Below are 24,035 nucleotides of genomic sequence, written 5' to 3'. Positions count from 1 at the left end.
CTGCTTAGTTGTGAGCGTGCAGCGCTGCGTTCAGTTCGATGGCCGATTTGTGGGTTTTGCACTCCACGGCACCGGTCTCGGAGTTACGGCGGAACAATAGGTCAGGCTGGCCAGCCAGCTCGCGAGCCTTGACTACCTTGACCAGTTGGTTTTGTTCGTCGAGCAGTGCCACCTTGGTCCCGGCGGTCACGTACAGGCCCGACTCCACGGTGTTGCGGTCGCCCAGCGGGATACCGATACCGGCGTTGGCGCCGATCAGGCAGCCTTCGCCGACCTTGATCACGATATTACCGCCGCCTGACAGAGTGCCCATGGTGGAGCAGCCGCCGCCCAGGTCCGAGCCCTTGCCGACGAAGACGCCAGCCGACACGCGGCCTTCGATCATGCCTGGGCCTTCGGTGCCGGCGTTGAAGTTGACGAAACCTTCGTGCATCACGGTGGTGCCTTCGCCCACATAGGCGCCCAGGCGGATCCGCGCGGCATCAGCGATACGCACGCCGCTTGGCACCACGTAGTCGGTCATTTTCGGGAACTTGTCCACCGAGAATACTTCCAGCAACTCGCCACGCAGGCGAGCTTCCAGTTGGCGCTCGGACAGCTCGGCGATGTCGATGGCACCCAGGCTGGTCCAGGCGACGTTCGGCAGTTGCGGGAACACGCCGGCCAGGCTCAGGCCATGGGGCTTGACCAGGCGGTGGGAGAGTAAATGCAGCTTGAGGTAGGCCTCGGGAGTGGACGTCAGCGCGGCATCTTCGGCCAGCAGCGTGGCAACCAGTGGCTTGTGGCTTTCAGCCAGGCGGGTGAGCAGGGCGGCTTGGGCAGCGTCGACGCCTTTGAGCGCATCAGCCAGTTGTGAAGCCTGGGCGATGGTGAATGTAATCGCCTGGTTGCCTTCGCTGTAACCGAGGATTGGCGCGATGGCGGCGATGATTTCAGCCGACGGATTGAGCAAGGGTTGTGCGTAGAACACTTCCAGCCAGGCACCTTGACGGTTCTGGGTGCCGACGCCGAAGCCCAGGCTGAATAGGGAGTTGGACATGCTGTTACCTCTACAAAAATGAAATGGGCTGGCCTACTTGAGGGCCGCCGAATAACTATCTGGCTTGAAGCCAATCAGGGTCCTGTCACCGACATCAAGCACCGGGCGCTTGATCATCGAGGGTTGTGCGAGCATCAATTCAATGGCTTTCGCTTGGTCGAGATCGGCTTTTTGTTCGTCGTCGAGTTTGCGAAAGGTGGTGCCCGCACGGTTCAAAACCACCTGCCAACCGTGCTCGTTGCACCATTGGGTCAAGTGTTCACGGTCGATACCGACCGTTTTGTAGTCATGAAACTCATAGTTGATGCCGTGCTCTTCGAGCCAGGTGCGCGCCTTTTTCATGGTGTCGCACGCTTTGATGCCGAAAAGGTGCAATGTTTTGCTTGAAACGGTCAAGGAATTGCCCCCCTTTGGGCCACTGGAAAGCGCTACAGGAAACGAAAGACCACGGATTATGCCACGACCGGAAGGAATCGGTGCCGATCCTCACCCCTTGGTGTTTATGCGTGCGACTTTTGTACAACGGTCAGCGGCAGCATAGGCGGCTAATATGGCACTACAATGGCGAGTTGTTGCCTGATGTGTTGTTGCAAGTCGATTGCCTGGGAATCCCGCGTTATGCAAACCGCCTACACCGTTCTTATCCTGTTAATGCTGGTCAGCGTTTCGCGCTTGGTAGGGCGTGTCATTCCATTGCCATTGCCGTTGGTCCAGATCGCCGCCGGAGCTTTGCTGGCCTGGCCGACCCTGGGGCTGCATGTGGCGTTGGACCCGGAGCTGTTTCTTTTTCTGTTTCTGCCGCCACTGCTGTTTTCCGACGGTTGGCGCATGCCCAAGCGCGCCTTGTGGCGCTTGCGTGGGCCGATTCTGACCCTGGCGGTGGGACTGGTGCTGTTCACCGTGGTGGGCGCCGGTTATTTCATTCATTGGTTGTTGCCGAGCATTCCCCTGCCGGTGGCCTTCGCCCTCGCGGCGGTGTTGTCGCCGACGGACGCGGTGGCGGTGGCGGCGATTTCCCAGAACCGCTTGCCCACGCCGTTGATGCATATGCTTCAGGGCGAAGCCTTGATGAATGATGCCACGGGCCTTGTGACTTTCAAGTTCGCCCTCGTGGCGGCGCTGACCGGGGTATTTTCCCTGGCCGATGCCAGTCTGACCTTTGTGTTGGTGGCGGTTGGCGGCTTGGCCACCGGCGTGGCCTTGAGTTGGCTGGTGGGCCGCCTGCGGGCCTGGATGATTGCCCGGGGCTGGGACGATCCGGCCACCCATGTAGTGTTTATGTTGCTGCTGCCGTTTGCCGCTTATGTGCTGGCTGAGCGTTTGGGAGCTTCGGGGATTCTCTCGGCGGTGGCCGCGGGCATGATGCAAAGTTGGCTCGATTTGCTGCCGCGCCAGACCAGCACGCGCTTGCTCAACCGCAGCGTCTGGTCGTTGCTGGAGTTTGCCTTCAACGGCCTTATCTTCCTGCTGCTGGGCTTGCAACTGCCGGACATCATCAAGGCCGTCACCAGTCATGAGGCGACACTGTGGCCAACCTTGTTCTACCGCTGCCTGGAGGTGATTGCGATCTTCCTGGTGTTGCTGGTGCTGCGTTTTATCTGGGTGCAGAGCATCTGGCGCTTGTCAGGCCTGCTGCGCCGCCTGCGCGGTAAAGGTGAGCTGACGCTGGTGCCCACAGCCCGTTCCTGCTGGTTGTTGACGGTGGGCGGCGTGCGCGGAGCGGTGACCCTGGCGGGCGTGATGTCGGTGCCGTTGCTGATGGCGCCCGGTCAGGCATTTGCCGAGCGTGACCTTTTGATTTTCATTGCCGCCGGGGTGATTCTGCTGTCATTGGTGGCAGCCTGCATCGCTTTGCCGCTGTTACTGCGCGGGATTGAAAAAAGTCCGGATGACAAGCGCCACGCCGAAGTGCGCGAGGCCTGGAAGAAAACCGCTGAGGCGGCGATTCATGCCCTTGAGGTTGAGGAGCCGGCTGACGCTGCGCCTCAGGACGCCGCCCAGGCCGCGCTGGCGGCGGAACTCAAGGCGAGGCTCATGTCGGAATACCGCCATCAACTGGATGTATTCAACGACTCGGCCGAAGCCCAGGCGCTGGCGTTGCAGATGGATCAATTGGAACGCAAGTTGCGGCTTAAGGCTCTGCGGGCGCAGCGCCTTGAACTGTACAACCTGAGCCGTCAGCACCAGATTGGCGATGACGTACTGCGGGAGGTGTTGGCGGACCTGGATATGAGTGAGGCCAATCTAGGGTTGCAGAAGTAGCCTCAGCCGCAAGCCTGTGATGTTTCAGGAAACAGGCGGTTTAGGGTAGGCCTTCTTGGCCCAGTCGATATCATCGGCGCTGAGCGTCGCGTTTCTCGACCGCCACGTATTGTCAGTGACCCAAGCGGGATCAATGGAGTAATGCATGACTGAGTCGCCGTCGTAGGGCGAAAAATCATAGGTATCGTTGCGGGGCAGGGGTAGGAAGTTGACTTGCTGCTGTTGCGGCGTGAAGCGCGCGTCAAGGCTGGCCTGATTCCAGGGAATATTGGCATCGGGATGTTGATGCTCGTGATGGGCGCCCAGCATGTGCCCGAATTCGTGCAGCACAACCAGTTCGAATGAGGCCGCCGTATGATCCATCGGCAGGCTCATGGTTGGGTATGGGAGTGATGTGTTTTTTGCGTCGATTCCCACTTCTGAGCCGCCACTATTGTCGCCAGGCAGGTTCTGCGTGATGCGAACGTCGCCGTCTTCTCCAGAAACAAATTCAAAGTTCAGGTTGATATGGGCCTGCCACTGGCTGGCGGCATTTTTGACCGCCTGCACGTAAGGATCGTCCATTGGGCAGTCATATATAGTGATTTTAATGGTGCTGTTCTGCGGCCAGTATTTACCCGGTTCGCCGACACTGCGTCGATTTCTTGAAAGGCTGGCGGCTTGAGCGGCGCTGGTGTCGTTTAGCGGATGACTAGGCGGTGGAGAGGGGCTGGCGAGGTAAGTACCACTGATCATGACGTTTCTCCTGTTGCGTATCAGAGACGAAGCTGATTGTTGATTCGTCCTGAAGGCGAAACAGGTTCCGGAACCGTTTGTATAGGCCTGTAACTGTCCGCAAACAGCACAGGCCCTTCGGTCAGTGCTTACGCAGGATAAACGCGCTGATTCGGTGCGCCGCCTCCACACATTCGGCCAGCGGCGCGACCAGTGCCAAACGCACGCGTCCGGCGCCGGGGTTGAGGCCGTCGACTTCCCGCGACAGGTACGAACCCGGTACCACAGTCACGTGTTCTTCCTCGAACAGGTCGCGACAAAAAGCTGCGTCATCACCTTTCACATTCGGCCACAGATAAAAGCCACCGTCCGGGTTTTGTACGTCCAATACTGGCTTGAGAATCGCCAGCACCGCGTCGAACTTTTCCCGGTACAGGTCACGGTTGGCCTGTACGTGAGCTTCGTCCTGCCAGGCGGCAATGCTGGCCAGTTGGGTTTGTACCGGCATGGCGCAGCCGTGGTAGGTGCGATACAGCAGAAAAGCCTTGAGAATTTCGGCATCACCGGCCACGAAGCCCGAGCGCAGGCCCGGCAGGTTGGAGCGTTTGGACAGGCTGTGGAACACCACGCAGCGCTTGAAGTCCTGGCGACCCAGTTCGACGCAGGCGCTGAGCAGGCCCGGCGGCGGGGTTTGTTCGTCGAAATACAGTTCGCTGTAGCACTCGTCGGCGGCGATCACGAAATCGTATTCGTCAGCCAGGGCGATCAGCTTTTTCAGGGTGGCGACGGGGATCAGAGCGCCGGTCGGGTTGCCTGGGGAGCACAGGAACAGAATCTGGCAGCGTTTCCAGACGTCGGCCGAGACCGCATCGAAATCCGGGTTGAAGCCGTTTTCATCCAGGCATGGCAGGTAGTGCGGTTTGGCCCCGGCGAGGAAGGCTGCGCCTTCGTAGATCTGATAGAACGGGTTCGGGCTGACCACCAGCGCATCGTCGCCACGGTTGACCACGGTTTGGGTGAAGGCGAACAGCGCTTCGCGGGTGCCGTTGACCGGCAGGATGTTGCGCGCCGGGTCCAGCCAGCCCTTGGGCACGTTGAAGCGGCGCTCGCACCAGGCACCAATGGCTTCGCGCAAGGCTGGGATGCCCAGGGTGGTCGGGTACACTGCCATCTGGTCGAGGTTGCTGGCCAAGGCCTCGGCAACGAAAGCCGGAGACTTGTGCTTGGGTTCGCCGATGGACAACGCGATCGGGCGCTTGTCCGGGTTCGGCGTGACGCTGCCCAGCAGGACGCGCAGTTTCTCGAACGGGTAGGGCTGCAATTGGTTCAGGGCGTTGTTCATCGGTGGATCTCGTGCAAGGCATTAAAAACTAGGCAGAGGGGCGGTATGACTGCCCGTCGGTCAAATACTCAGTCGCGACAACTCAATCCCGGGCTCTTGGTTCACGCTCAATTGCTCGACGATTGCATCCTGCAATCGACGACAAAGCTCGGGGTCGGAAAGCGGCTGGTTGTTCGCATCGGTGAGAAAGAACACGTCTTCCACCCGTTCACCCAGGGTCGCAATCTTGGCGTTCTGCAACGATAGGTCGAACTCCAGGAAAATCGTGCCGATACGCGCCAGCAGGCCTGGGCGATCGGGCGCGCTGAGTTCCAGCACCGTCACCGGACGCTGGGCGTCGTTGGAAATGGTCACCTGGGGCGCAAAGGCAAAGTGCTTGAGCTGGCGCGGGACCCGACGCTGGATAATGGTCGGGTAGTCGTCGGGGTTGCGCAGGGCGTCGGTAAGGCCGTCGCGGATCTGCTTGACGCGGGTCGGGTTGTTACCGATCGAGTCGCCGTCAGTGTCGAGCACGATGTAGGTGTCGAGGGTGAACTGGCTGCTGGAAGTGATAACCCGCGCGTCGTGAATGTTCAGGTTGAGCTGGTCCATGGCCGCCACGGTCACGGCGAAGAAGTCGTGCTGGTCCGGTGCGTAGATGAAGATTTGCGTGCCGCCCTCGAATTCGCGCTGGGTGGTTTCCTTGATCAGCACCAGCGGGCCGCCGTCGGCCGGTTGCTGCAGGATGGCGTCGCTGTGCCAGGCGACATCGCCGGCGGTGTGGCGCAGGAAATAGTCATCTCCCAATTGCGACCAGAGTTGTTCGACATCGTCCGGATCATTGCCCCCGCGCACCAGGATGTCCAAGGCCGCGCTTTGGGTGCGGCGGATCTGTTCTTCGCGGTCCACCGGGTTCTCCAGGCCGCGACGCAAGGCGCGCTTGGTTTCGGTGTAGAGCTGGCGCAACAGGCTGGCGCGCCAGGAGTTCCACAATGTGGGGTTGGTAGCGTTGATGTCGGAGACGGTCAGCACATACAGGTAATCGAGATGGGTTTCATCGAGGATGATCTGGGCGAAGTCGTGGATCACCTGCGGGTCGGACAAGTCCTTGCGCTGGGCGGTGGTGGACATCACCAGGTGGTTTTGTACCAGCCAGACAATCAGGCGGCTGTCCCACAGGGGCAACTGGTGCCGCTGGCAGAACGCTTCAGCATCCACGGCGCCGATTTCCGAGTGGTCACCGTGACGGCCCTTTCCGATGTCGTGGTACAGGCCGGCGAGGTAGACCAATTCGGGCTTGGGCAGCCGTGCCATGAGCTTGCTGGCCAAGGGGAATTTTTCCGATACCTGGGTGTACTGCATTTTACGCAGATGCTTGATCAGGTTCAGGGTATGGGCGTCCACCGTATAAATGTGGAACAGGTCGTGCTGCATTTGCCCAACGATAAAGCCGAACTCCGGCAAATAGCGTCCGAGAATGCCGTAGCGGTTCATTCGTCGCAGGTTGCGGTGGATACCGATCTTGCACTTGAACAGCTCGATAAACAGGCTGGTGTTGCGAATGTCATTGCGAAAATCATCGTCGATCAGGTGACGATTTTCCCGCAATAGACGAATGGTATCGGCCCGCACGCCTTTGATTTCCGGTTGCTGGGCCATCAGCACGAAGATTTCCAGCATGGCGAACGGGGTGCGCTTGAACACATTGTGGTGACACGCTTCGATGTAGCCGTCATGTAGCTGGAAGCGCGAGTTGATCGGTTGCGGTGGTGTTTCGTCCTCCGGGGCGAGGATGACTTCTTCGAAATGCTGGATGATCAGGTCGCTGAGTTGGGCAATGCTCATGACCACCCGGTAATACTGCTGCATGAAACTTTCGATGCTGGTCTTGGCATCTTCGCCTTCGAACCCCAGCAGAGTAGCGATGGAACGCTGGTGGTCGAACAACAAGCGGTCCTCGGAGCGCCTGGCAAGCATGTGCAGGGCGTAGCGTACCTTCCACAGGAACTCCTGGGACGAGGCCAGCAGGGCGTTTTCACTCTCCACCAGAAACCCTTCGCCGGCCAGGGCACGCAGGTTCAGGGTGCCGTATTGGCGCCGTGCGACCCACAAAATCGTCTGGATATCCCGTAGTCCACCAGGGGAGCCCTTGACGTTGGGTTCCAGGTTGTATTCGGTATCGTTGTATTTATGGTGCCGGGCTTTCTGCTCGGCACGCTTGGCCAGGAAGAAGTCCTTGCTCGGCCACATGTGTGCGGTGCTGGTCACTTCCAGCATGCGCTGGCGCAGGCGCTCGGGGCCGCTGATAGTGCGGCTTTCCATTAGGTTGGTGACCACCGTCAGGTCGGCGCGGGCTTCTTCGGCACACTCATCCACCGAGCGCACGCTTTGGCCGACTTCCAGGCCGATGTCCCACAACAGCGTCAGAAAACGCTCGATGGAATCGCGAAAAACTTCATGATCGGCACTGTCCAGCAGGATCAGCAGATCGATATCCGAGTAGGGGTGCAGTTCACCTCGACCGTAACCGCCGACCGCCACCAGGGCGATGTCGGCGTCTTCGCTCCAACTGAATTGTTCCCAGGCTTTTTGCAGGATGTTGTCGACGAACCAAGCGCGGTCCTCGATCAGCCTACGGATGTCCCGGCCACTGCGAAAACGCTCATCAAGCACCTCGTGGGCCTGGCGGATGGCTTTCTTGAAGGCGGCGATAGGGCTTGCCTTCAGCGCCAGTTCAGCCTGGAACTGGCCGCGGTCGAAGAGTTCGGGGTCCACCTGGGGCATCGATCGGCTTTCCTTTCTATCTATAGGTTGCAACCGGTGTGCGAAAACCGAGGCCCGCCAGTATAAAAAAGCCTAGGCCGAAATGCGAGAAATCGTGTCGTCAGCGCGCAGGGTGAAGATCTCGTAGCCGGTCTCGGTGACCAACAAGGTGTGTTCCCATTGGGCCGAGAGCTTGCGGTCCTTAGTGATGGCGGTCCAGCCGTCGCCCAGTACCTTGGTGTCGGCCTTGCCCTGGTTGATCATCGGCTCGATGGTGAAGGTCATGCCAGCCTTGAGTTCCATGCCGGTGCCGGCGCGGCCGTAGTGCAGGATCTGCGGTTCTTCGTGGAATACCTTGCCGATGCCATGGCCGCAGAATTCGCGAACTACCGAGAAACCGTTCTTTTCCGCATGCTTCTGGATCACTTCACCGATATCCCCCAGGCGGCAGCCGGGCTTGACCAGTTCGATGGCCTTGTACATGCATTCCTGGGTGATCTGCGACAGGCGCTCGGCCCATACCGGCACACTGCCGACGTGGAACATGCGACTGGTGTCACCGTGGTAGCCGTTCTTGATCACCGTCACGTCGATATTCAGGGTATCGCCGTCTTTAAGGGGCTTGTCGCCGGGAATTCCGTGGCATACCACGTGGTTGATCGAGGTGCAGATCGACTTGGGGAAGCCCTTGTAGTTCAGCGGCGCAGGGATGGCCTTTTGCACATCGACAATATAGTCGTGGCAGATACGGTCCAATTCCTCAGTGGTGACGCCGGGCTTGACGTGTTCTGCAATCATTTCCAGCACGTCGGCAGCCAGTTTTCCGGCAACGCGCATGCCTGCGATGTCTTCGGCGGTTTTCAAAGTAACGGTCATACAGGCTCTCTCTAGCGCGACGCGCTGCAATCAATACGGTTTACGGGCGTGCGACAAAAGGTTACAGAATTCACACAAACCCAAAAAACGCGATTCTATCAGACGTCGGTGGCAAACCATGAGCGCCTGGCTATCGCTTCTCTCTATAAGGATGGGGGTATTCTGGCTCTATTCAAAGGCTTGCGCAAAAGGGGTGGCGGGTAAATGTGATTGCGTGTTTCGTTTTTGCCCTTCCTATGGTATAAAATGCGCCGCTTTCCGGGGATACCCCGCAAAGCTTAAATCCACACACGTGTCGACACGATGACCTGGGTGCCGGAAGCTTAAATGCTGCTGGTTGGTCATTGGGATACGTGGAGGCCAAACCCGACTTACTTAAGGAACTATCATGTCCCAAGTCAACATGCGCGATATGCTGAAGGCCGGTGTGCACTTCGGTCACCAGACCCGTTACTGGAACCCGAAAATGGGTAAGTACATTTTCGGCGCGCGTAACAAGATCCACATTATCAACCTTGAAAAAACCCTGCCAATGTTCAACGAAGCTCTGACTTTCGTAGAGCGCCTGGCCCAGGGCAAAAACAAGATTCTGTTCGTCGGCACCAAGCGTTCCGCTGGCAAGATCGTTGCTGAAGAAGCAGCACGTTGCGGTTCGCCGTACGTCGATCACCGCTGGTTGGGCGGCATGCTGACCAACTTCAAGACTATCCGTGCTTCCATCAAGCGTCTGCGTGACCTTGAAGTGCAAGCCGAAGACGGTACTTTCGCCAAGCTGACCAAGAAAGAGGCGCTGATGCGCACTCGCGACCTGGAAAAGCTGGATCGTTCCCTGGGTGGTATCAAGGATATGGGCGGTCTGCCTGACGCACTGTTCGTTATCGACGTTGATCACGAGCGTATCGCGATCACCGAAGCCAACAAGCTGGGTATCCCGGTTATCGGCGTAGTCGATACCAACAGCAGCCCGGAAGGCGTTGACTACATCATCCCAGGCAACGATGACGCAATTCGTGCCATCCAGTTGTACATGGGTTCGATGGCTGACGCTGTAATCCGTGGCCGCAACCACGTTGCTGGCGGCACCGAGCAGTTCGTTGAAGAAACTCCGGTAGCAGCAGCTGAGTAATTGACGCCTTGGCGTTGACTCAGTAAGCAAAAAGGGGGCTTGGCCCCCTTTTTGCCACCTCGAAAACCATTTGTCGGCGCCCACTTGTAGCGGTGCAATATTGCAGCTGTAACGTGCAGCAGTCTACAAGGGTGATTCGGGAAGAATTGATCGCCCGGTTGATCGGGTGGAATGGTTGAAAACCTATCCAAGAGGATTTTGAAATGGCAGAGATTACTGCAGCGTTGGTTAAAGAACTGCGTGAGCGTACTGGCGAAGGCATGATGGATTGCAAAAAGGCCTTGACCAAGGCCGGCGGCGACATCGAAAAAGCCATTGATGACATGCGTGCTTCCGGCGCCATCAAGGCTGCCAAGAAAGCAGGCAACGTAGCTGCTGAAGGCGCTATCGCCCTGAAGGAAGACGGTAAAACCGCAGTCCTGCTGGAAGTGAACTCGCAAACTGACTTCCTGGCTCTGCAGGACGACTTCAAGGCATTTGTTGCTGCAAGCGTTGAAAAAGCGTTCGCCGACAAGCTGACTGACGTCGCTCCGCTGATCGAAGCTCAAGAAGCTGCTCGCCTGGTATTGGTTGGCAAGGTTGGCGAAAACGTCAACATCCGTCGCCTGGCTCGCGTTGAAGGTGATGTGGTTGGTGGTTACCTGCACGGTAACAAGATCGGCGTTGTAGTTGCCCTTAAAGGCGGCAGCGTTGAGTTGGCCAAAGACATCGCTATGCACGTAGCGGCCAGCAACCCTGAATTCCTGCTGCCATCGGAAGTGTCCGCTGATGCAATCGAACGCGAAAAAACCGTATTCCTGAGCCTCAACGCTGACAAGATCGCCGGCAAGCCAGAAAACATCGTTGAAAACATGATCAAGGGTCGTATCAGCAAGTTCCTGGCTGAAGCGAGCCTGGTTGAGCAGGCGTTCGTCAAGAACCCTGAAATCAAGGTTGGCGAACTGGCCAAGAAAGCCGGTGCTGAAATCGTTTCCTTCACCTACTTCAAAGTAGGCGACGGTATCGAGAAGCCGGTCGACAACTTCGCTGAAGAAGTTGCTGCCCAGCTGGCTGCCGCCAAGCAATAAGACGGTTTTTAACTGTCGCCCAAAAGAGGCTGCCCGCTCACGCGCGCAGCCTCTTTTCAGGTGGGGTGATCAATTTTATTTGGCTTCCCTCCGGAACTGGCTTGCAAAGCCGTGTTCCGATGGCGCGGTGGCAGTGTCCAGCTAGAGTGAACGCAGGCCGTTAACGGCTTGCCAAGAATTTTTTAAAAATACGCCGCAGGAGAGATTCGCAATGGCTCAGCAGGGCAGTGGTTATCAGGCTCGCTATAAACGCATTCTACTCAAACTTAGCGGCGAGGCCCTGATGGGCTCGGAAGAGTTCGGGATCGACCCGAAGGTGCTCGACCGCATGGCATTGGAAGTCGGCCAGTTGGTGGGCATCGGTGTTCAGGTCGGTCTGGTGATCGGTGGTGGCAACTTGTTCCGCGGTGCGGCGCTCAGCGCGGCTGGCATGGATCGGGTAACCGGTGACCATATGGGCATGTTGGCCACTGTGATGAACGCCTTGGCGATGCGCGACGCTCTGGAGCGTGCCAATATCTCGGCTATCGTGATGTCGGCTATCTCCATGGTTGGCGTGACCGATCACTATGACCGCCGCAAGGCCATGCGCCACCTGAACGCCAAAGAAGTGGTGATCTTTGCCGCCGGCACGGGTAATCCGTTCTTCACCACCGACTCGGCGGCTTGCTTGCGTGCTATCGAAATCGATGCTGACGTGGTGCTCAAGGCCACCAAGGTGGATGGCGTGTACACTGCCGACCCGTTCAAAGACCCGCATGCCGAGAAGTTCGATCATCTGACTTATGATGAAGTGCTGGATCGCAAGCTGGGTGTGATGGACCTGACGGCTATTTGCCTGTGCCGCGACCACAAGATGCCGCTGCGCGTATTTAACATGAACAAGCCCGGTGCCCTGCTGAATATCGTACACGGCGGCGCGGAAGGGACTCTGATCGAGGAAGGCGAACAATGATCAACGAAATCAAGAAAGACGCTCAAGCGCGTATGCAAAAGTCCCTGGAGTCTCTGAGCCACGCGTTTGGCCAGATTCGTACTGGCAAGGCACACCCGAGCATCCTGGGTAGCGTGATGGTGCCTTATTACGGCGCCGATACCCCGATCAGCCAGGTGGCCAACGTCACGGTCAAGGATTCCCGTACCCTGCAAGTCGTGGCCTTTGAGCGCAACATGCTCGGCGCCGTCGACAAGGCCATCCAGAGCGCTGGCCTCAACCTCAATCCGACCAACCTGGGCGAATTGCTGTTGATCTCCATGCCGGCCTTGACCGAGGAAACTCGCAAGGTGTTTGCCAAGCAGGCTCGTGATGCTGCCGAAGATGCGCGGATCGCCGTGCGCAACATCCGTCGCGATGCATTGAGCCAATTGAAGGACCTGGTCAAGGAAAAGGAAATCAGCGAAGACGAAGAGCGTCGTGCTGCTGATGACGTGCAGAAGCTGACCGACAAGGCCGTGGCTGATATCGAAGCCGCCACCAAGCAAAAAGAAGCGGATCTGATGGCCGTATAAGGGTCAGGACGCCTTCATGGAAAAGACCAAGCAATCCGTACCCTTTGTGGTGCCGCGCCATGTCGCGATCATCATGGATGGGAATAATCGCTGGGCGAAAAAACGCTTTATGCCGGGTGTCGCCGGGCATAAGGCGGGTGTCGACGCTGTACGTGCGGTCATTGAGGTGTGTGCCGAAGCCAAGGTCGAGGTGCTGACCTTGTTCGCGTTCTCCAGTGAAAACTGGCAGCGGCCGGCCGAAGAAGTCAGTGCCTTGATGGATCTGTTCTTCAAGGCATTGCGTCGTGAGGCCAAGCGGCTGAACGAGAACAATATAAGCCTGCGTATCATTGGTGACCGCTCACGGTTTCACCCCGAGTTGCAAGCGGCGATGCGTGAAGCCGAGGCAATCACTGTCGGCAGCAACCGCTTTGTGCTGCAGGTTGCGGCCAATTATGGGGGGCAATGGGATATCGCCCAGGCTGCCCAGCGTCTGGCTCGCGAAGTACAGGCCGGTCATATGAAGCCAGAAGACATCACGCCTGAGCTGTTGCAAACCTGCCTAGTAACCGGTGACCTGCCGTTGCCAGACTTGTGTATTCGTACCGGTGGTGAGCATCGCATCAGCAATTTCCTATTGTGGCAGTTGGCCTATACCGAACTGTACTTCTCCGACCTGTTCTGGCCGGACTTCAAACACGATGCCATGCGCAACGCGCTGGCCGATTATGCTTCCCGTCAGCGTCGCTTCGGTAAAACGAGCGAGCAGATTGAAGCTGGAGCCCGGGTTTAATGCTTAAACAACGAATCATCACGGCGCTGATCCTGCTGCCGATTGCCTTGTGTGGGTTTTTCCTGCTGCAAGGTTCCGGCTTTGCGCTGTTCATCGGCCTGGTTGTCACCGTGGGTGCCTGGGAATGGGCGAGGTTGGCAGGTTTTGCCGAACAGTTGCCACGCGTGCTGTACGCCGCCGTAGTGGCATTGCTGCTGTTCCTGATGTACATCCTGCCGGGCCTCGCTCTCTGGGTGCTGGGGGCGGCGGTGCTGTGGTGGTTGCTGGCGACTTTCCTGGTGCTGACCTATCCGGGCACCAGTGACCACTGGTCCAGCGTTGCCTGCAAACTGGTGATTGGTCTGTTGATTCTGCTACCGGCCTGGCAAGGCCTGGTGCTGATCAAGCAATCGCCGATGGGTAATTGGTTGATCATGGCTGTGATGGTGTTGGTCTGGGGCGCTGATATTGGCGCCTACTTCTCCGGCCGAGCCTTCGGTAAGCGCAAGCTGGCACCGGCTGTCAGTCCGGGCAAGAGCTGGGAAGGTGTGTATGGCGGCCTTGTCTTGACGCTGGTGATCACCCTTATTGTCGGTTTCGTACGTGGTTGGACGATGAAAGAAATGCTCCTGGCCCTGGTGGGGGCGGCGGTGGTCGTATTCATCTCGGTGGTGGGTGACCTCACCGAAAGCATGTTCAAGCGCCAGGCTGGAATCAAGGACAGCAGCAATCTGCTGCCTGGTCACGGCGGCGTGCTGGATCGCATCGACAGCCTGACCGCGGCCATCCCGATCTTTGCCGTGCTGTTGTGGATGACGGCTTCGTGAGTCGCCTGCAACAGGTGACCGTGCTGGGGGCTACCGGCTCGGTGGGGCTGAGTACCCTGGATGTCATTGCGCGCCATCCTGAACGCTACCAAGTGTTCGCCTTGACCGGTTTCAGCCGCCTGAGTGAGTTGCTGGCGCTGTGTGTCCGACATACGCCACGCTATGCGGTGGTGCCTGAAGCGGCGGTTGCGCGGAGCTTGCAGAACGATTTGCGTGCTGCGGGCTTGGCTACTCACGTATTGGTTGGGGAGGAAGGGTTGTGTCAGGTATCGGCCGATCCTGAGGTCGACACGGTTGTCGCGGCGATTGTCGGTGCTGCGGGCCTGCGTCCGACCCTCGCCGCTGTCGATGCGGGCAAGAAGATCCTGCTGGCCAACAAGGAGGCGCTGGTCATGTCCGGCGCGCTTTTTATGCAGGCTGTACGCAAGAGTGGTGCGGTGCTGTTGCCTCTGGACAGTGAGCACAATGCGATTTTCCAGTGCATGCCCGGGGATTTTGCCCGTGGCCTGAGCCAGGTGGGTGTGCGCCGGATCCTGCTGACCGCTTCCGGCGGCCCGTTCCGGCAGACGCCATTGGCTGAGCTGGAAAGCGTATCTCCCGATCAAGCCTGTGCCCATCCCAATTGGTCCATGGGCCGCAAAATCTCGGTAGATTCGGCAAGCATGATGAACAAAGGCCTGGAGCTGATCGAGGCGTGCTGGTTGTTCGATGCCAGGCCTGACCAGGTCGAGGTGGTGATTCACCCGCAAAGCGTGATTCACTCTCTGGTCGATTACGTGGACGGCTCGGTGTTGGCCCAGTTGGGCAATCCCGACATGCGTACGCCGATCGCCAATGCCTTGGCCTGGCCGGAACGGATCGATTCAGGTGTCGCGCCGTTGGACCTGTTTGCGATTGCCCGCCTGGACTTCGAGGCGCCGGATGAGCAGCGCTTTCCTTGCTTGCGTCTGGCGCGCGAAGCGGCCGAGGCGGGTAACAGCGCGCCGGCAATGCTTAATGCGGCCAATGAAGTGGCAGTAGCGGCGTTTCTCGAAAGGCGCATCCGTTTCCCGGAGATCGCGAGTATCATCGAGGAGGTCCTCAGTCGCGAGCCGGTAGTTGCCGTGAATGACTTGGGGGCGGTGTTCGAGGCGGATGCAAAGGCCCGTACGCTGACCAGGCAATGGTTGAGCCGCAACGCGCGTTAGTCTTGGGGTGTATTTGAGCCTGCGGGGCACTGGATTGGAATGCGGAGAAATTAGATGAGTGCGCTCTACATGATTATCGGCACCCTGGTTGCTCTGGGTGTGCTGGTCACCTTCCACGAGTTCGGCCATTTTTGGGTGGCACGTCGTTGCGGCGTCAAGGTACTGCGCTTTTCCGTCGGTTTTGGCATGCCGTTGCTGCGCTGGCACGACCGCCGCGGCACCGAATTTGTGATCGCGGCGATTCCCTTGGGCGGCTACGTCAAGATGCTCGACGAGCGCGAAGGCGAAGTGCCGGCCGATCAACTGGATCAATCCTTTAATCGCAAGACCGTTCGTCAGCGTATTGCCATTGTTGCCGCCGGCCCTATCGCCAACTTTTTGCTCGCGATGGTGTTTTTCTGGGCGCTGGCGATGCTCGGTAGCCAGCAAGTGCGCCCGGTCATCGGTGCGGTCGAGGCGGGTAGCATTGCAGCGAAGGCTGGCCTGAGCGCAGGCCAGGAAATTGTTGCAATAGATGGCGAGCCGACCACCGGTTGGGGAGCGGTCAACCTGCAGTTGGTGCGTCGCCTGGGAGAAAGCGGCACCGTGAAGCTGGTGGTGCGCGAGCAGGATTCTACCGCCGAGACGCCACGTGAGCTGATCCTGGACCAATGGTTGAAGGGGGCAGATGAGCCCGACCCGATCAAGTCCCTTGGGATTCGCCCGTGGCGCCCGGCCTTGCCGCCGGTGCTGGCGGAGTTGGATCCCAAGGGGCCGGCACAGGCTGCCGGGCTGAAAACCGGCGATCGGCTATTGGCCCTGGATGGTCAGGCGCTGACTGATTGGCAGCAAGTTGTCGATCGGGTTCGCGTACGTCCTGATACCAGAATTGTGCTGAAAGTTGAGCGCGACGGTGCTCAAATCGACGTTCCAGTTGTATTGGCGGTTCGCGGAGAAGCCAAGGCGGCCGGGGGCTATCTCGGGGCCGGGGTGAAAGGTGTCGAGTGGCCGCCATCCATGGTGCGCGAGATCAGCTTCGGGCCATTGGCAGCAATTGGCGAGGGTGCGCGACGCACTTGGACCATGAGTGTGCTGACCCTCGATTCCCTCAAGAAAATGTTGTTCGGTGAGCTCTCGGTAAAAAACTTGAGTGGACCGATAACCATTGCTAAAGTGGCGGGCGCTTCTGCCCAGTCGGGCATGGCTGATTTCCTGAATTTCCTGGCTTATCTGAGTATTAGCCTGGGGGTTCTGAATTTGTTGCCCATTCCAGTATTGGATGGGGGGCATCTGTTGTTTTATCTGGTCGAGTGGGTGCGTGGTCGCCCCTTGTCGGATCGGGTGCAGGGTTGGGGGATACAGATCGGTATCAGTTTGGTGGTCGGAGTGATGTTATTAGCTCTGGTCAACGATCTGGGTCGACTGTAACGCTTCGCTGAATTGCGAATCTGCCGCATTTTGCGGCAGTTTGTTTATTGCCAGTTGGAATAAGAAAGGACTTCATGAAACGTCTGCTGCTAACTGCGGTTCTCACCGTATTGATGATCGCCGAAGTTCACGCCGAGTCCTTCACTATCTCCGATATTCGCGTCAACGGCCTCCAGCGGGTTTCCGCGGGTAGCGTCTTTGGTGCCTTGCCGTTGAACGTCGGGGAACAGGCTGATGACCGTCGCCTGGTGGAATCCACTCGTGCGCTGTTCAAAACCGGTTTCTTTCAAGACATCCAACTGGGCCGCGAAGGTAACGTCCTGGTCATCACCGTGGTCGAGCGACCCTCCGTCGCCAGTATCGAGATCGAAGGCAACAAGGCGATCTCTACTGAAGACCTGATGAAAGGCCTCAAGCAATCCGGTCTTGCCGAAGGCGAGATCTTCCAGCGCGCCACCCTCGAAGGCGTGCGTAACGAACTGCAGCGCCAGTACGTTGCCCAGGGGCGTTATTCAGCCTCCGTGGAAACCGAAGTGGTGCCGCAGCCACGCAACCGTGTCGGCTTGAAGGTAAATATCAACGAAGGGACCGTGGCGGCTATCCAGCACATCAATGTGGTGGGTAACACCAAGTTTGCCGACGATGACCTGATCGACCTGTTCGAGCTCAAGACCACCAACTGGCTGTCGTTCTTCAAGAACGATGACAAGTACGCCCGTGAAAAGCTTTCCGGTGACCTGGAGCGTCTGCGCTCCTACTACCTGGATCGTGGCTACATCAACATGGATATTGCCTCGACCCAGGTGTCCATCACCCCGGACAAGAAGCACGTCTATATCACCGTCAACGTCAACGAAGGCGAGAAGTACCGCGTTCGTGACGTGAAACTCAGCGGCGACTTGAAAGTTCCCGAGGATCAGGTCAAGTCCCTGTTGCTGGTGCAGAAAGACCAGGTGTTCTCGCGCAAGCTGATGACCACCACTTCCGAACTGATCACTCGTCGCCTGGGTAACGAGGGCTACACCTTCGCCAACGTCAACGGCGTGCCTACCCCGAATGATGATGACCACACCGTGGACGTCACCTTTGTTGTCGATCCTGGCAAGCGGGCCTATGTAAATCGCATCAACTTCCGTGGCAACACCAAGTCGGCGGACGAAGTGCTGCGCCGTGAAATGCGTCAGATGGAAGGCGGCTGGGCCTCGACTTACCTGATCGACCAGTCCAAGACCCGTCTTGAACGCCTGGGCTTCTTCAAGGAAGTCAACGTGGAAACCCCGGCCGTACCGGGTGTGGATGACCAGGTTGACGTGAACTACGCTGTGGAAGAGCAAGCGTCCGGCTCGATCACCGCCAGCGTCGGCTTTGCCCAGAGCGCCGGCCTGATCCTGGGCGGCTCGATCACCCAGAACAACTTCCTGGGTACCGGTAACAAGGTCAGCATCGGTTTGACCCGAAGCGAATACCAGAGCCGCTATAACTTCGGTTATGTCGACCCCTACTGGACTGCTGATGGTGTGAGCCTGGGCTACAACGCTTTCTATCGCACGACTGACTACGACGACCTCGATGTCGACGTTGCAAGCTATGCGATCGATAGCCTGGGCGCTGGTGTCAACGTCGGTTACCCGATCAGTGAGACCTCGCGCCTGACCTTCGGCCTGACCGCGCAACAGGATGAGATCAAGACGGGTGTGTACACCGTGGATGAGATCTTCGACTTCACCCGTCGGGAAGGTGACAAGTTCCTGAACTTCAAGGCCTCGGCCGGCTGGTCCGAGTCGACGCTGAACAAAGGCGTGCTGGCAACCCGCGGTCACTCCCAGAGCCTGACCCTGGAAGCCACCACCCCAGGCAGCGACCTGTCATTCTTCAAGCTCGATTATCGTGGCCAGTTGTTCATGCCATTGAGCGACAACTACACCATGCGCCTGCACACGGAACTGGGCTATGGTGACGGTTATGGTTCGACCGATGGCTTGCCGTTCTACGAGAACTACTACGCGGGTGGTTTCAACTCGGTACGTGGTTTCAAGGACAGCACCCTGGGCCCTCGTGGTACACCGAGTCGTGGTTTTGCCAAGACTGGTAACGCCGGGACCGAAGTGGACACGGACGATGATCCGCTGCCATTCGGTGGTAACGTGCTGATTCAAGGTGGTGTCGAGGTCTTGTTCCCGCTGCCATTTGTCAAGGATCAACGCTCCCTGCGTACCTCGGTCTTCTGGGATGTGGGTAACGTGTTCGACTCCAAGTGCGACCAGATCACCAATCCGAGCGGCTTGAAGTCAAACACCCAGTGCAACGACGTCAGTCTGAGCAATCTGGCCAGTTCGGTAGGTGTGGGCGTGACCTGGATTACTGCATTGGGCCCATTGAGCTTTGCTCTGGCCATGCCGATCAAGAAACCGGATAACGCTGAAACCCAGATATTCCAATTCTCCCTCGGCCAGACTTTCTAATAGCCTGACCCAAGATAACGACAACGGATTCTGTAGGAGTACATCGTGCGTAAGTTGACTCAATTGGTTCTCCTGGCGACTGTCCTGGTAGCAACCCCGGCTTTTGCCGAAATGAAAATTGCCGTCCTGAACTATCAGATGGCCCTGTTGGAATCCGATGCGGCCAAGAAGTACGCCGTGGATGCCGAGAAGAAATTTGGCCCGCAATTGACCAAGCTCAAAAGCCTGGAAAGCAGTGCCAAGGGTATCCAGGATCGTCTGGTTGCCGGTGGCGACAAGATGCAGACAGGCGAGCGCGAGCGTCTAGAGCTTGAATTCAAGCAAAAGGCCCGTGATTACCAGTTCCAGTCCAAGGAGCTGAACGAAGCCAAGGCTGTTGCTGACCGCGAAATGCTCAAGCAGCTCAAGCCGAAACTCGATAGCGCCGTAGAAGAAGTTATCAAGAAAGGTGCCTTTGACCTGGTCTTCGAGCGTGGCGCTGTGATTGACGTCAAACCTCAGTACGACATCACCCGTAAGGTGATCGAGCGTATGAATCAGCTGAAGTAACCCATGACCGCGACTATCAAACTCGGCCAATTGGCCGAGTTCCTGGGGGCCACCTTGCATGGCTCCCCGGAGAAAGAAATCACTGGGCTAGCCACCTTGCAGGAGGCTGGCCCAGCTCAGTTGAGCTTTCTGGCAAATCCCCAATACCGTAAATACCTGGGCGACAGCCAGGCCGCAGCCGTGTTGCTGAAGGCCGCTGATGCCGAGGGGTTTGCAGGGGATGCGCTGATCGTAGCTAACCCGTACCTGTCTTATGCACGAGTGTCGCACCTGTTTGATCCCAAGCCCAAGGCGCCTGTCGGGATTCACCCCTCGGCGGTGATTGCCGAAGACGCACAGGTTGATCCTGCCGCGAGTATTGGTGCTTTTGTGGTGATCGAAAGTGGTGCGTATATCGCTGCCGGCGTGACTGTAGGCGCCCACTGTTTTATCGGTGCGCGCAGCGAAATTGGTACCGGCGGTTGGCTCGCGCCCCGCGTGACCCTGTACCACGACGTGCGTATTGGCGAGCGTGTGGTGATTCAGTCCGGCGCAGTGATTGGTGGCGAAGGTTTTGGTTTCGCCACTGAAAAGGGTATCTGGCACAAGATCGCCCAGGTGGGCGGGGTGCTGATTGGCGACGATGTGGAAATTGGCGTCAATACTGCTATTGATCGCGGTGCCCTGGCTGATACCGTCATTGGTAATGGCGTGAAGCTGGACAACCAGATTCAGATCGCCCACAACGTCCAGATTGGTGACCATACGGCCATGGCTGCGTGTGTGGGAATTTCCGGCAGCGCGAAGATCGGCAAGCATTGCATGCTGGCAGGTGGCGTTGGCCTGGTTGGTCATATCGATATTTGTGACAACGTATTTATCACCGGGATGACCATGGTGACCCATTCGATTACCGAACCTGGGTCCTATTCTTCCGGTACGGCCATGCAGCCTGCGGCCGAATGGCGCAAGAGCGCGGCTCGTCTGAGGCAGCTCGACGACATTGCTCGACGCCTGAAACATCTGGAAAAGCGTGTTGGGGACGTGACCCCTGGCGGTAATGCTTCATCAGATGGCTGATACCATTTCCATATCAAGTGTGCACAGCCGCTAGACTGCCTCCTTGATTTGCTAGAGGAGCGTGCCTTAGTCCGCGCGCTCCCAATCTTTATTACAGGCTTCCCCCGAAATGATGGACATTAACGAGATTCGCGAATACCTGCCTCACCGTTACCCGTTCCTGCTGGTGGACCGCGTAGTGGAGCTGAATGTTGAGGAAAAGCGCATTCGTGCCTACAAGAATGTCAGCATCAACGAACCGTTCTTCAATGGTCACTTCCCTGCGCATCCAATCATGCCAGGCGTATTGATCATCGAGGCAATGGCCCAGGCTGCCGGTATCCTTGGTTTCAAAATGCTCGACTTGAAGCCTGTCGATGGCACGCTCTACTATTTCGTGGGTTCCGACAAGTTGCGTTTCCGCAACCCGGTCACCCCAGGTGATCAGTTGATCCTTGAAGCCAAGTTCATCAGCTGTAAACGCCAGATCTGGAAGTTCGAATGCCAGGCTTCCGTCGATGGCAAGCCTGTATGCTCCGCTGAAATCATCTGCGCGGAACGCAAACTATGAGTTTGATTGACCCTCGCGCAATCATCGATCCGACGGCCGTCCTGGCCGCCGACGTTGAGGTCGGCCCATGGTCGATCATCGGCGCAGGTGTGGAAATCGGCGAGGGGACAGTCATCGGGCCGCACGTGATCCTCAAAGGCCCGACGCGGATTGGCAAACACAATCGCATCTATCAGTTTTCCTCGATCGGCGAAGACACCCCGGACATGAAGTACAAGGGTGAAGAAACGCGTCTGGTAATCGGTGATCACAACATCATCCGTGAAGGCGTGACCATTCATCGCGGTACCGTCCAGGATCGCGCGGAAACCACGCTGGGTGACCACAACCTGGTAATGGCCTACGCCCATATCGGACATGACAGTGTGATCGGCAACCACTGTATTCTGGTCAACAACACTGCACTGGCCGGCCATGTACACGTCGATGACTGGGCGATCCTGTCCGGTTTCACCCTGGTTCACCAGTACTGCCATATCGGTGCCCACAGCTTTTCCGGCATGGGTACGGCCATCGGAAAAGATGTTCCGGCATTTGTCACGGTCTTCGGCAATCCTGCACAAGCTCGCAGCATGAACTTTGAAGGCATGCGTCGTCGTGGTTTCAGCGAGGACGCGATCCATGCCCTGCGCCGTGCCTACAAGGTGGTTTATCGCCAGGGGCTGACCGTCGACCAGGCCCTGGCCGGATTGGCCGAGCCAGCTTCGTTGTACCCGGAAGTCGCGGTGTTCCGTGACTCCATCCAGTCTTCGACTCGCGGCATCACCCGCTAATCATGGCCAGCTTGCGTATTGCGCTGGTGGCCGGAGAAGCTTCCGGCGATATCCTGGGTGCAGGTCTGATGCGGGCACTCAAGGCCCAGCATCCGGCAGTCGAGTTTATCGGCGTTGGCGGCCCGTTGATGCAGGCCGAAGGCCTGACGTCCTATTTCCCCATGGAGCGCCTGTCGGTCATGGGGTTGGTTGAGGTGCTGGGTCGCTTGCGTGAACTGTTGGCTCGCCGCAAAAAGCTGATTCAGACTCTGATCGAAGAAAAGCCTGACGCCTTTATCGGTATCGATGCTCCGGACTTTACCCTCAACATTGAACTCAAGTTGCGCCAGGTCGGGATCAAGACCGTGCATTACGTCAGTCCGTCCGTCTGGGCGTGGCGACAAAAGCGCGTGCTGAAAATTCGCGAAGGTTGTGACTTGATGTTGACCCTGCTGCCATTCGAGGCCAGGTTCTACGAAGAGAAGGGCGTGCCGGTGCGGTTTGTCGGCCATACCCTGGCTGACACTATTCCTCTGCAAGCGGATCGAGCAGCAGCCCGTGCCGAGTTGGGCTTGCCTGACGGCCCGCTGGTGGCGCTGATGCCTGGCAGCCGTGGTGGTGAAGTCGGTCGTCTCGGCGCGTTGTTCTTCGATGCCGCCGAGCGCTTGCAAGTCTTGAGGCCGGGTGTGCGCTTTGTGTTGCCGTGCGCCAGCCCCCAGCGTCGTGCGCAAATCGAAGCATTGCTGGTAGGGCGCAGCTTGCCGTTGACACTACTTGATGGCGGTTCGCACCTGGCTCTGGCTGCGTGCGATGCGGTGCTGATCGCCTCCGGTACAGCGACCCTCGAGGCCTTGCTCTACAAGCGCCCCATGGTCGTGGCTTATCGCCTGGCGCCGCTGACCTACTGGATTCTCAAGCGTATGGTCAAAAGCCCTTACATCTCTTTGCCCAATTTGTTGGCCCAGCGTCTGTTGGTACCCGAGTTGCTGCAGGATGATGCAACGCCTGAGGCCTTGGCGCTGACCTTGCTCCCCTTGATCGAAGGTGGCGAAGAACAGACTCGTGGTTTTGACGAAATTCACCGGATCTTGCGCCGCGATGCGTCGAACCAGGCAGCTGGTGCCGTGCTGACCTTGATTGGCCAAAAACAGGAAGCGCTATGAAGACGCAAATGGGCCTGGATTTCAGCCTGGTCGCCGATGCCTTTGATCTGGTGGCGGGTGTCGATGAAGTGGGCCGCGGCCCACTCTGTGGGGCGGTTGTCACGGCCGCTGTGATCCTCGATCCAAGCCGCCCGATTATCGGTCTCAACGATTCGAAGAAACTCACCGAAGCCCGTCGCGAAAAACTCTACGACGAGATCTGCGAGAAGGCCCTGAGCTGGCATATCGCCCGGGCTGAAGTCGAAGAAATCGATGAGCTGAACATCCTTCACGCCACCATGCTTGCCATGCAGCGTGCCGTAGAAGGACTGCACATCACTCCGAAACTGGCGATGATCGACGGCAATCGTTGTCCGAAACTGGCTATGCCGGCCGAAGCGGTGGTCAAGGGTGACAGTAAGGTTCCAGCGATTGCGGCTGCGTCGATATTGGCCAAGGTCAGCCGTGACCGTGAAATGGCTGCTTTCGAATTGATCTACCCAGGTTATGGCATTGGCGGCCACAAGGGCTACCCGACGCCCGTTCATCTGGAAGCCTTGGCTCGTCTGGGCCCGACTCAGATTCATCGCCGCTCGTTTGCCCCGGTACGTCAGGCTTACGAGGCGCGGGAGAGTCTCAGCGAGGTTTAGTCGCAGGCTGATGTTTGGCTCA

22 protein-coding genes are annotated in these 24,035 nt (G+C 58.1%); 16 read left to right on the top strand and 6 right to left on the bottom strand.

Annotated elements, in window-relative coordinates; translation table 11 throughout:
• Positions 1-4 precede the first annotated feature (4 nt).
• Both dapD and GIR22_RS14500 read right to left on the bottom strand, forming a co-directional pair.
• Positions 5-1,039 (bottom strand): 2,3,4,5-tetrahydropyridine-2,6-dicarboxylate N-succinyltransferase, encoded by a 1,035-nt coding sequence (dapD, locus tag GIR22_RS14505; RefSeq protein WP_154743997.1) that lies wholly within the window; start codon positions 1,037-1,039, stop codon positions 5-7.
• A gap of 33 nt (positions 1,040-1,072) precedes the next feature.
• Positions 1,073-1,381 (bottom strand): arsenate reductase, encoded by a 309-nt coding sequence (locus tag GIR22_RS14500; protein WP_246208360.1) that lies wholly within the window; start codon positions 1,379-1,381, stop codon positions 1,073-1,075.
• Between the two features lie 276 nt (positions 1,382-1,657).
• Between GIR22_RS14500 and GIR22_RS14495 the strand changes: the two genes are divergently transcribed.
• Entirely contained in the window at positions 1,658-3,301 is a 1,644-nt protein-coding gene (locus tag GIR22_RS14495; protein WP_154743995.1) for a Na+/H+ antiporter, read from the top strand.
• A gap of 24 nt (positions 3,302-3,325) precedes the next feature.
• Here the strand turns inward: GIR22_RS14495 and GIR22_RS14490 are convergent, their stop codons facing one another.
• From GIR22_RS14490 to map, 4 genes are all read right to left on the bottom strand, one after another.
• Positions 3,326-4,036, bottom strand: a complete 711-nt coding sequence (locus tag GIR22_RS14490) for a M12 family metallopeptidase (RefSeq protein WP_154743994.1) — start codon at positions 4,034-4,036, stop codon at positions 3,326-3,328.
• A gap of 121 nt (positions 4,037-4,157) precedes the next feature.
• Positions 4,158-5,357: a succinyldiaminopimelate transaminase gene (gene dapC / locus GIR22_RS14485; RefSeq protein ID WP_154743993.1), complete on the bottom strand. Its 1,200-nt coding sequence runs from the start codon at positions 5,355-5,357 to the stop codon at positions 4,158-4,160.
• Between the two features lie 60 nt (positions 5,358-5,417).
• Entirely contained in the window at positions 5,418-8,120 is a 2,703-nt protein-coding gene (locus GIR22_RS14480; protein WP_154743992.1) for a [protein-PII] uridylyltransferase, read from the bottom strand.
• Between the two features lie 72 nt (positions 8,121-8,192).
• Positions 8,193-8,975, bottom strand: a complete 783-nt coding sequence (map, locus tag GIR22_RS14475; RefSeq protein ID WP_154743991.1) for a type I methionyl aminopeptidase — start codon at positions 8,973-8,975, stop codon at positions 8,193-8,195.
• A 388-nt stretch (positions 8,976-9,363) separates the two neighbouring features.
• Between map and rpsB the strand changes: the two genes are divergently transcribed.
• The 15 genes from rpsB to rnhB all read left to right on the top strand — a co-directional run bounded on the left by rpsB (position 9,364) and on the right by rnhB (position 24,013).
• A complete protein-coding gene (gene rpsB / locus GIR22_RS14470; RefSeq protein WP_154743990.1) occupies positions 9,364-10,101 on the top strand; it encodes a 30S ribosomal protein S2 in 738 nt (245 codons plus the stop codon).
• A 203-nt stretch (positions 10,102-10,304) separates the two neighbouring features.
• Positions 10,305-11,168, top strand: a complete 864-nt coding sequence (gene tsf, locus GIR22_RS14465; RefSeq protein WP_154743989.1) for a translation elongation factor Ts — start codon at positions 10,305-10,307, stop codon at positions 11,166-11,168.
• A 211-nt stretch (positions 11,169-11,379) separates the two neighbouring features.
• A complete protein-coding gene (gene pyrH, locus GIR22_RS14460) occupies positions 11,380-12,123 on the top strand; it encodes a UMP kinase (RefSeq protein ID WP_019692086.1) in 744 nt (247 codons plus the stop codon).
• On the top strand, positions 12,120-12,677 hold the full coding sequence (gene frr / locus GIR22_RS14455; RefSeq protein ID WP_154743988.1) for a ribosome recycling factor: 558 nt from the start codon (positions 12,120-12,122) through the stop codon (positions 12,675-12,677). Before pyrH ends, frr begins: the two co-directional genes overlap by 4 nt.
• Positions 12,678-12,693: 16 nt before the next feature.
• Positions 12,694-13,449 carry a polyprenyl diphosphate synthase gene (uppS, locus tag GIR22_RS14450; protein WP_154743987.1) on the top strand — a complete coding sequence of 252 codons (756 nt, stop codon included), beginning with the start codon at positions 12,694-12,696 and terminating at the stop codon, positions 13,447-13,449.
• Positions 13,449-14,255 carry a phosphatidate cytidylyltransferase gene (locus GIR22_RS14445; protein WP_154743986.1) on the top strand — a complete coding sequence of 269 codons (807 nt, stop codon included), beginning with the start codon at positions 13,449-13,451 and terminating at the stop codon, positions 14,253-14,255. The genes uppS and GIR22_RS14445 overlap by 1 nt, the downstream gene beginning before the upstream one ends.
• Complete coding sequence (gene ispC / locus GIR22_RS14440; RefSeq protein WP_178122254.1) at positions 14,252-15,442, top strand: 1-deoxy-D-xylulose-5-phosphate reductoisomerase; 1,191 nt, start codon at positions 14,252-14,254, stop codon at positions 15,440-15,442. Before GIR22_RS14445 ends, ispC begins: the two co-directional genes overlap by 4 nt.
• Before the next feature lie 54 nt (positions 15,443-15,496).
• Positions 15,497-16,849 (top strand): sigma E protease regulator RseP, encoded by a 1,353-nt coding sequence (gene rseP, locus GIR22_RS14435; RefSeq protein ID WP_154743985.1) that lies wholly within the window; start codon positions 15,497-15,499, stop codon positions 16,847-16,849.
• Positions 16,850-16,923: 74 nt separating this feature from the next.
• Positions 16,924-19,311 (top strand): outer membrane protein assembly factor BamA, encoded by a 2,388-nt coding sequence (gene bamA, locus GIR22_RS14430; protein ID WP_154743984.1) that lies wholly within the window; start codon positions 16,924-16,926, stop codon positions 19,309-19,311.
• Between the two features lie 45 nt (positions 19,312-19,356).
• On the top strand, positions 19,357-19,860 hold the full coding sequence (locus tag GIR22_RS14425; RefSeq protein ID WP_178122253.1) for an OmpH family outer membrane protein: 504 nt from the start codon (positions 19,357-19,359) through the stop codon (positions 19,858-19,860).
• Positions 19,861-19,863: 3 nt separating this feature from the next.
• Positions 19,864-20,919, top strand: coding sequence for a UDP-3-O-(3-hydroxymyristoyl)glucosamine N-acyltransferase (gene lpxD, locus GIR22_RS14420; protein ID WP_154743983.1), 1,056 nt, complete (start codon positions 19,864-19,866; stop codon positions 20,917-20,919).
• A gap of 109 nt (positions 20,920-21,028) precedes the next feature.
• Entirely contained in the window at positions 21,029-21,469 is a 441-nt protein-coding gene (gene fabZ, locus GIR22_RS14415; RefSeq protein ID WP_154743982.1) for a 3-hydroxyacyl-ACP dehydratase FabZ, read from the top strand.
• A complete protein-coding gene (lpxA, locus tag GIR22_RS14410) occupies positions 21,466-22,242 on the top strand; it encodes an acyl-ACP--UDP-N-acetylglucosamine O-acyltransferase (protein ID WP_154743981.1) in 777 nt (258 codons plus the stop codon). The genes fabZ and lpxA overlap by 4 nt, the downstream gene beginning before the upstream one ends.
• 2 nt (positions 22,243-22,244) lie before the next feature.
• Complete coding sequence (gene lpxB / locus GIR22_RS14405) at positions 22,245-23,384, top strand: lipid-A-disaccharide synthase (protein WP_154743980.1); 1,140 nt, start codon at positions 22,245-22,247, stop codon at positions 23,382-23,384.
• Positions 23,381-24,013: a ribonuclease HII gene (gene rnhB, locus GIR22_RS14400; RefSeq protein ID WP_154743979.1), complete on the top strand. Its 633-nt coding sequence runs from the start codon at positions 23,381-23,383 to the stop codon at positions 24,011-24,013. The genes lpxB and rnhB overlap by 4 nt, the downstream gene beginning before the upstream one ends.
• Positions 24,014-24,035: the final 22 nt, after the last annotated feature.

Origin of the sequence: Pseudomonas karstica, assembly GCF_009707515.1 — a bacterium.
Classification (GTDB): Bacteria; Pseudomonadota; Gammaproteobacteria; order Pseudomonadales; family Pseudomonadaceae; genus Aquipseudomonas; species Aquipseudomonas karstica.
The sequence above is the reverse complement of the archived record's forward strand: the minus strand, read 5'-3'. Positions and strand labels throughout refer to the sequence as shown.

Bases quoted from the DNA above. Each gene is read 5' to 3' on its own strand.
- rnhB (WP_154743979.1), top strand. From the start codon at position 23,381: ATGAAGACGCAAATGGGCCTGGATTTCAGCCTGGTCGCCGATGCCTTT.
- lpxA (WP_154743981.1), top strand. From the start codon at position 21,466: ATGAGTTTGATTGACCCTCGCGCAATCATCGATCCGACGGCCGTCCTG.
- uppS (WP_154743987.1), top strand. From the start codon at position 12,694: ATGGAAAAGACCAAGCAATCCGTACCCTTTGTGGTGCCGCGCCATGTC.
- bamA (WP_154743984.1), top strand. From the start codon at position 16,924: ATGAAACGTCTGCTGCTAACTGCGGTTCTCACCGTATTGATGATCGCC.
- GIR22_RS14445 (WP_154743986.1), top strand. From the start codon at position 13,449: ATGCTTAAACAACGAATCATCACGGCGCTGATCCTGCTGCCGATTGCC.
- rpsB (WP_154743990.1), top strand. From the start codon at position 9,364: ATGTCCCAAGTCAACATGCGCGATATGCTGAAGGCCGGTGTGCACTTC.
- dapC (WP_154743993.1), bottom strand. From the start codon at position 5,357: ATGAACAACGCCCTGAACCAATTGCAGCCCTACCCGTTCGAGAAACTG.
- frr (WP_154743988.1), top strand. From the start codon at position 12,120: ATGATCAACGAAATCAAGAAAGACGCTCAAGCGCGTATGCAAAAGTCC.
- map (WP_154743991.1), bottom strand. From the start codon at position 8,975: ATGACCGTTACTTTGAAAACCGCCGAAGACATCGCAGGCATGCGCGTT.
- pyrH (WP_019692086.1), top strand. From the start codon at position 11,380: ATGGCTCAGCAGGGCAGTGGTTATCAGGCTCGCTATAAACGCATTCTA.
- rseP (WP_154743985.1), top strand. From the start codon at position 15,497: ATGAGTGCGCTCTACATGATTATCGGCACCCTGGTTGCTCTGGGTGTG.
- dapD (WP_154743997.1), bottom strand. From the start codon at position 1,039: ATGTCCAACTCCCTATTCAGCCTGGGCTTCGGCGTCGGCACCCAGAAC.
- GIR22_RS14490 (WP_154743994.1), bottom strand. From the start codon at position 4,036: ATGATCAGTGGTACTTACCTCGCCAGCCCCTCTCCACCGCCTAGTCAT.
- tsf (WP_154743989.1), top strand. From the start codon at position 10,305: ATGGCAGAGATTACTGCAGCGTTGGTTAAAGAACTGCGTGAGCGTACT.
- GIR22_RS14480 (WP_154743992.1), bottom strand. From the start codon at position 8,120: ATGCCCCAGGTGGACCCCGAACTCTTCGACCGCGGCCAGTTCCAGGCT.
- lpxB (WP_154743980.1), top strand. From the start codon at position 22,245: ATGGCCAGCTTGCGTATTGCGCTGGTGGCCGGAGAAGCTTCCGGCGAT.
- fabZ (WP_154743982.1), top strand. From the start codon at position 21,029: ATGATGGACATTAACGAGATTCGCGAATACCTGCCTCACCGTTACCCG.
- lpxD (WP_154743983.1), top strand. From the start codon at position 19,864: ATGACCGCGACTATCAAACTCGGCCAATTGGCCGAGTTCCTGGGGGCC.
- GIR22_RS14500 (WP_246208360.1), bottom strand. From the start codon at position 1,381: ATGAAAAAGGCGCGCACCTGGCTCGAAGAGCACGGCATCAACTATGAG.
- GIR22_RS14495 (WP_154743995.1), top strand. From the start codon at position 1,658: ATGCAAACCGCCTACACCGTTCTTATCCTGTTAATGCTGGTCAGCGTT.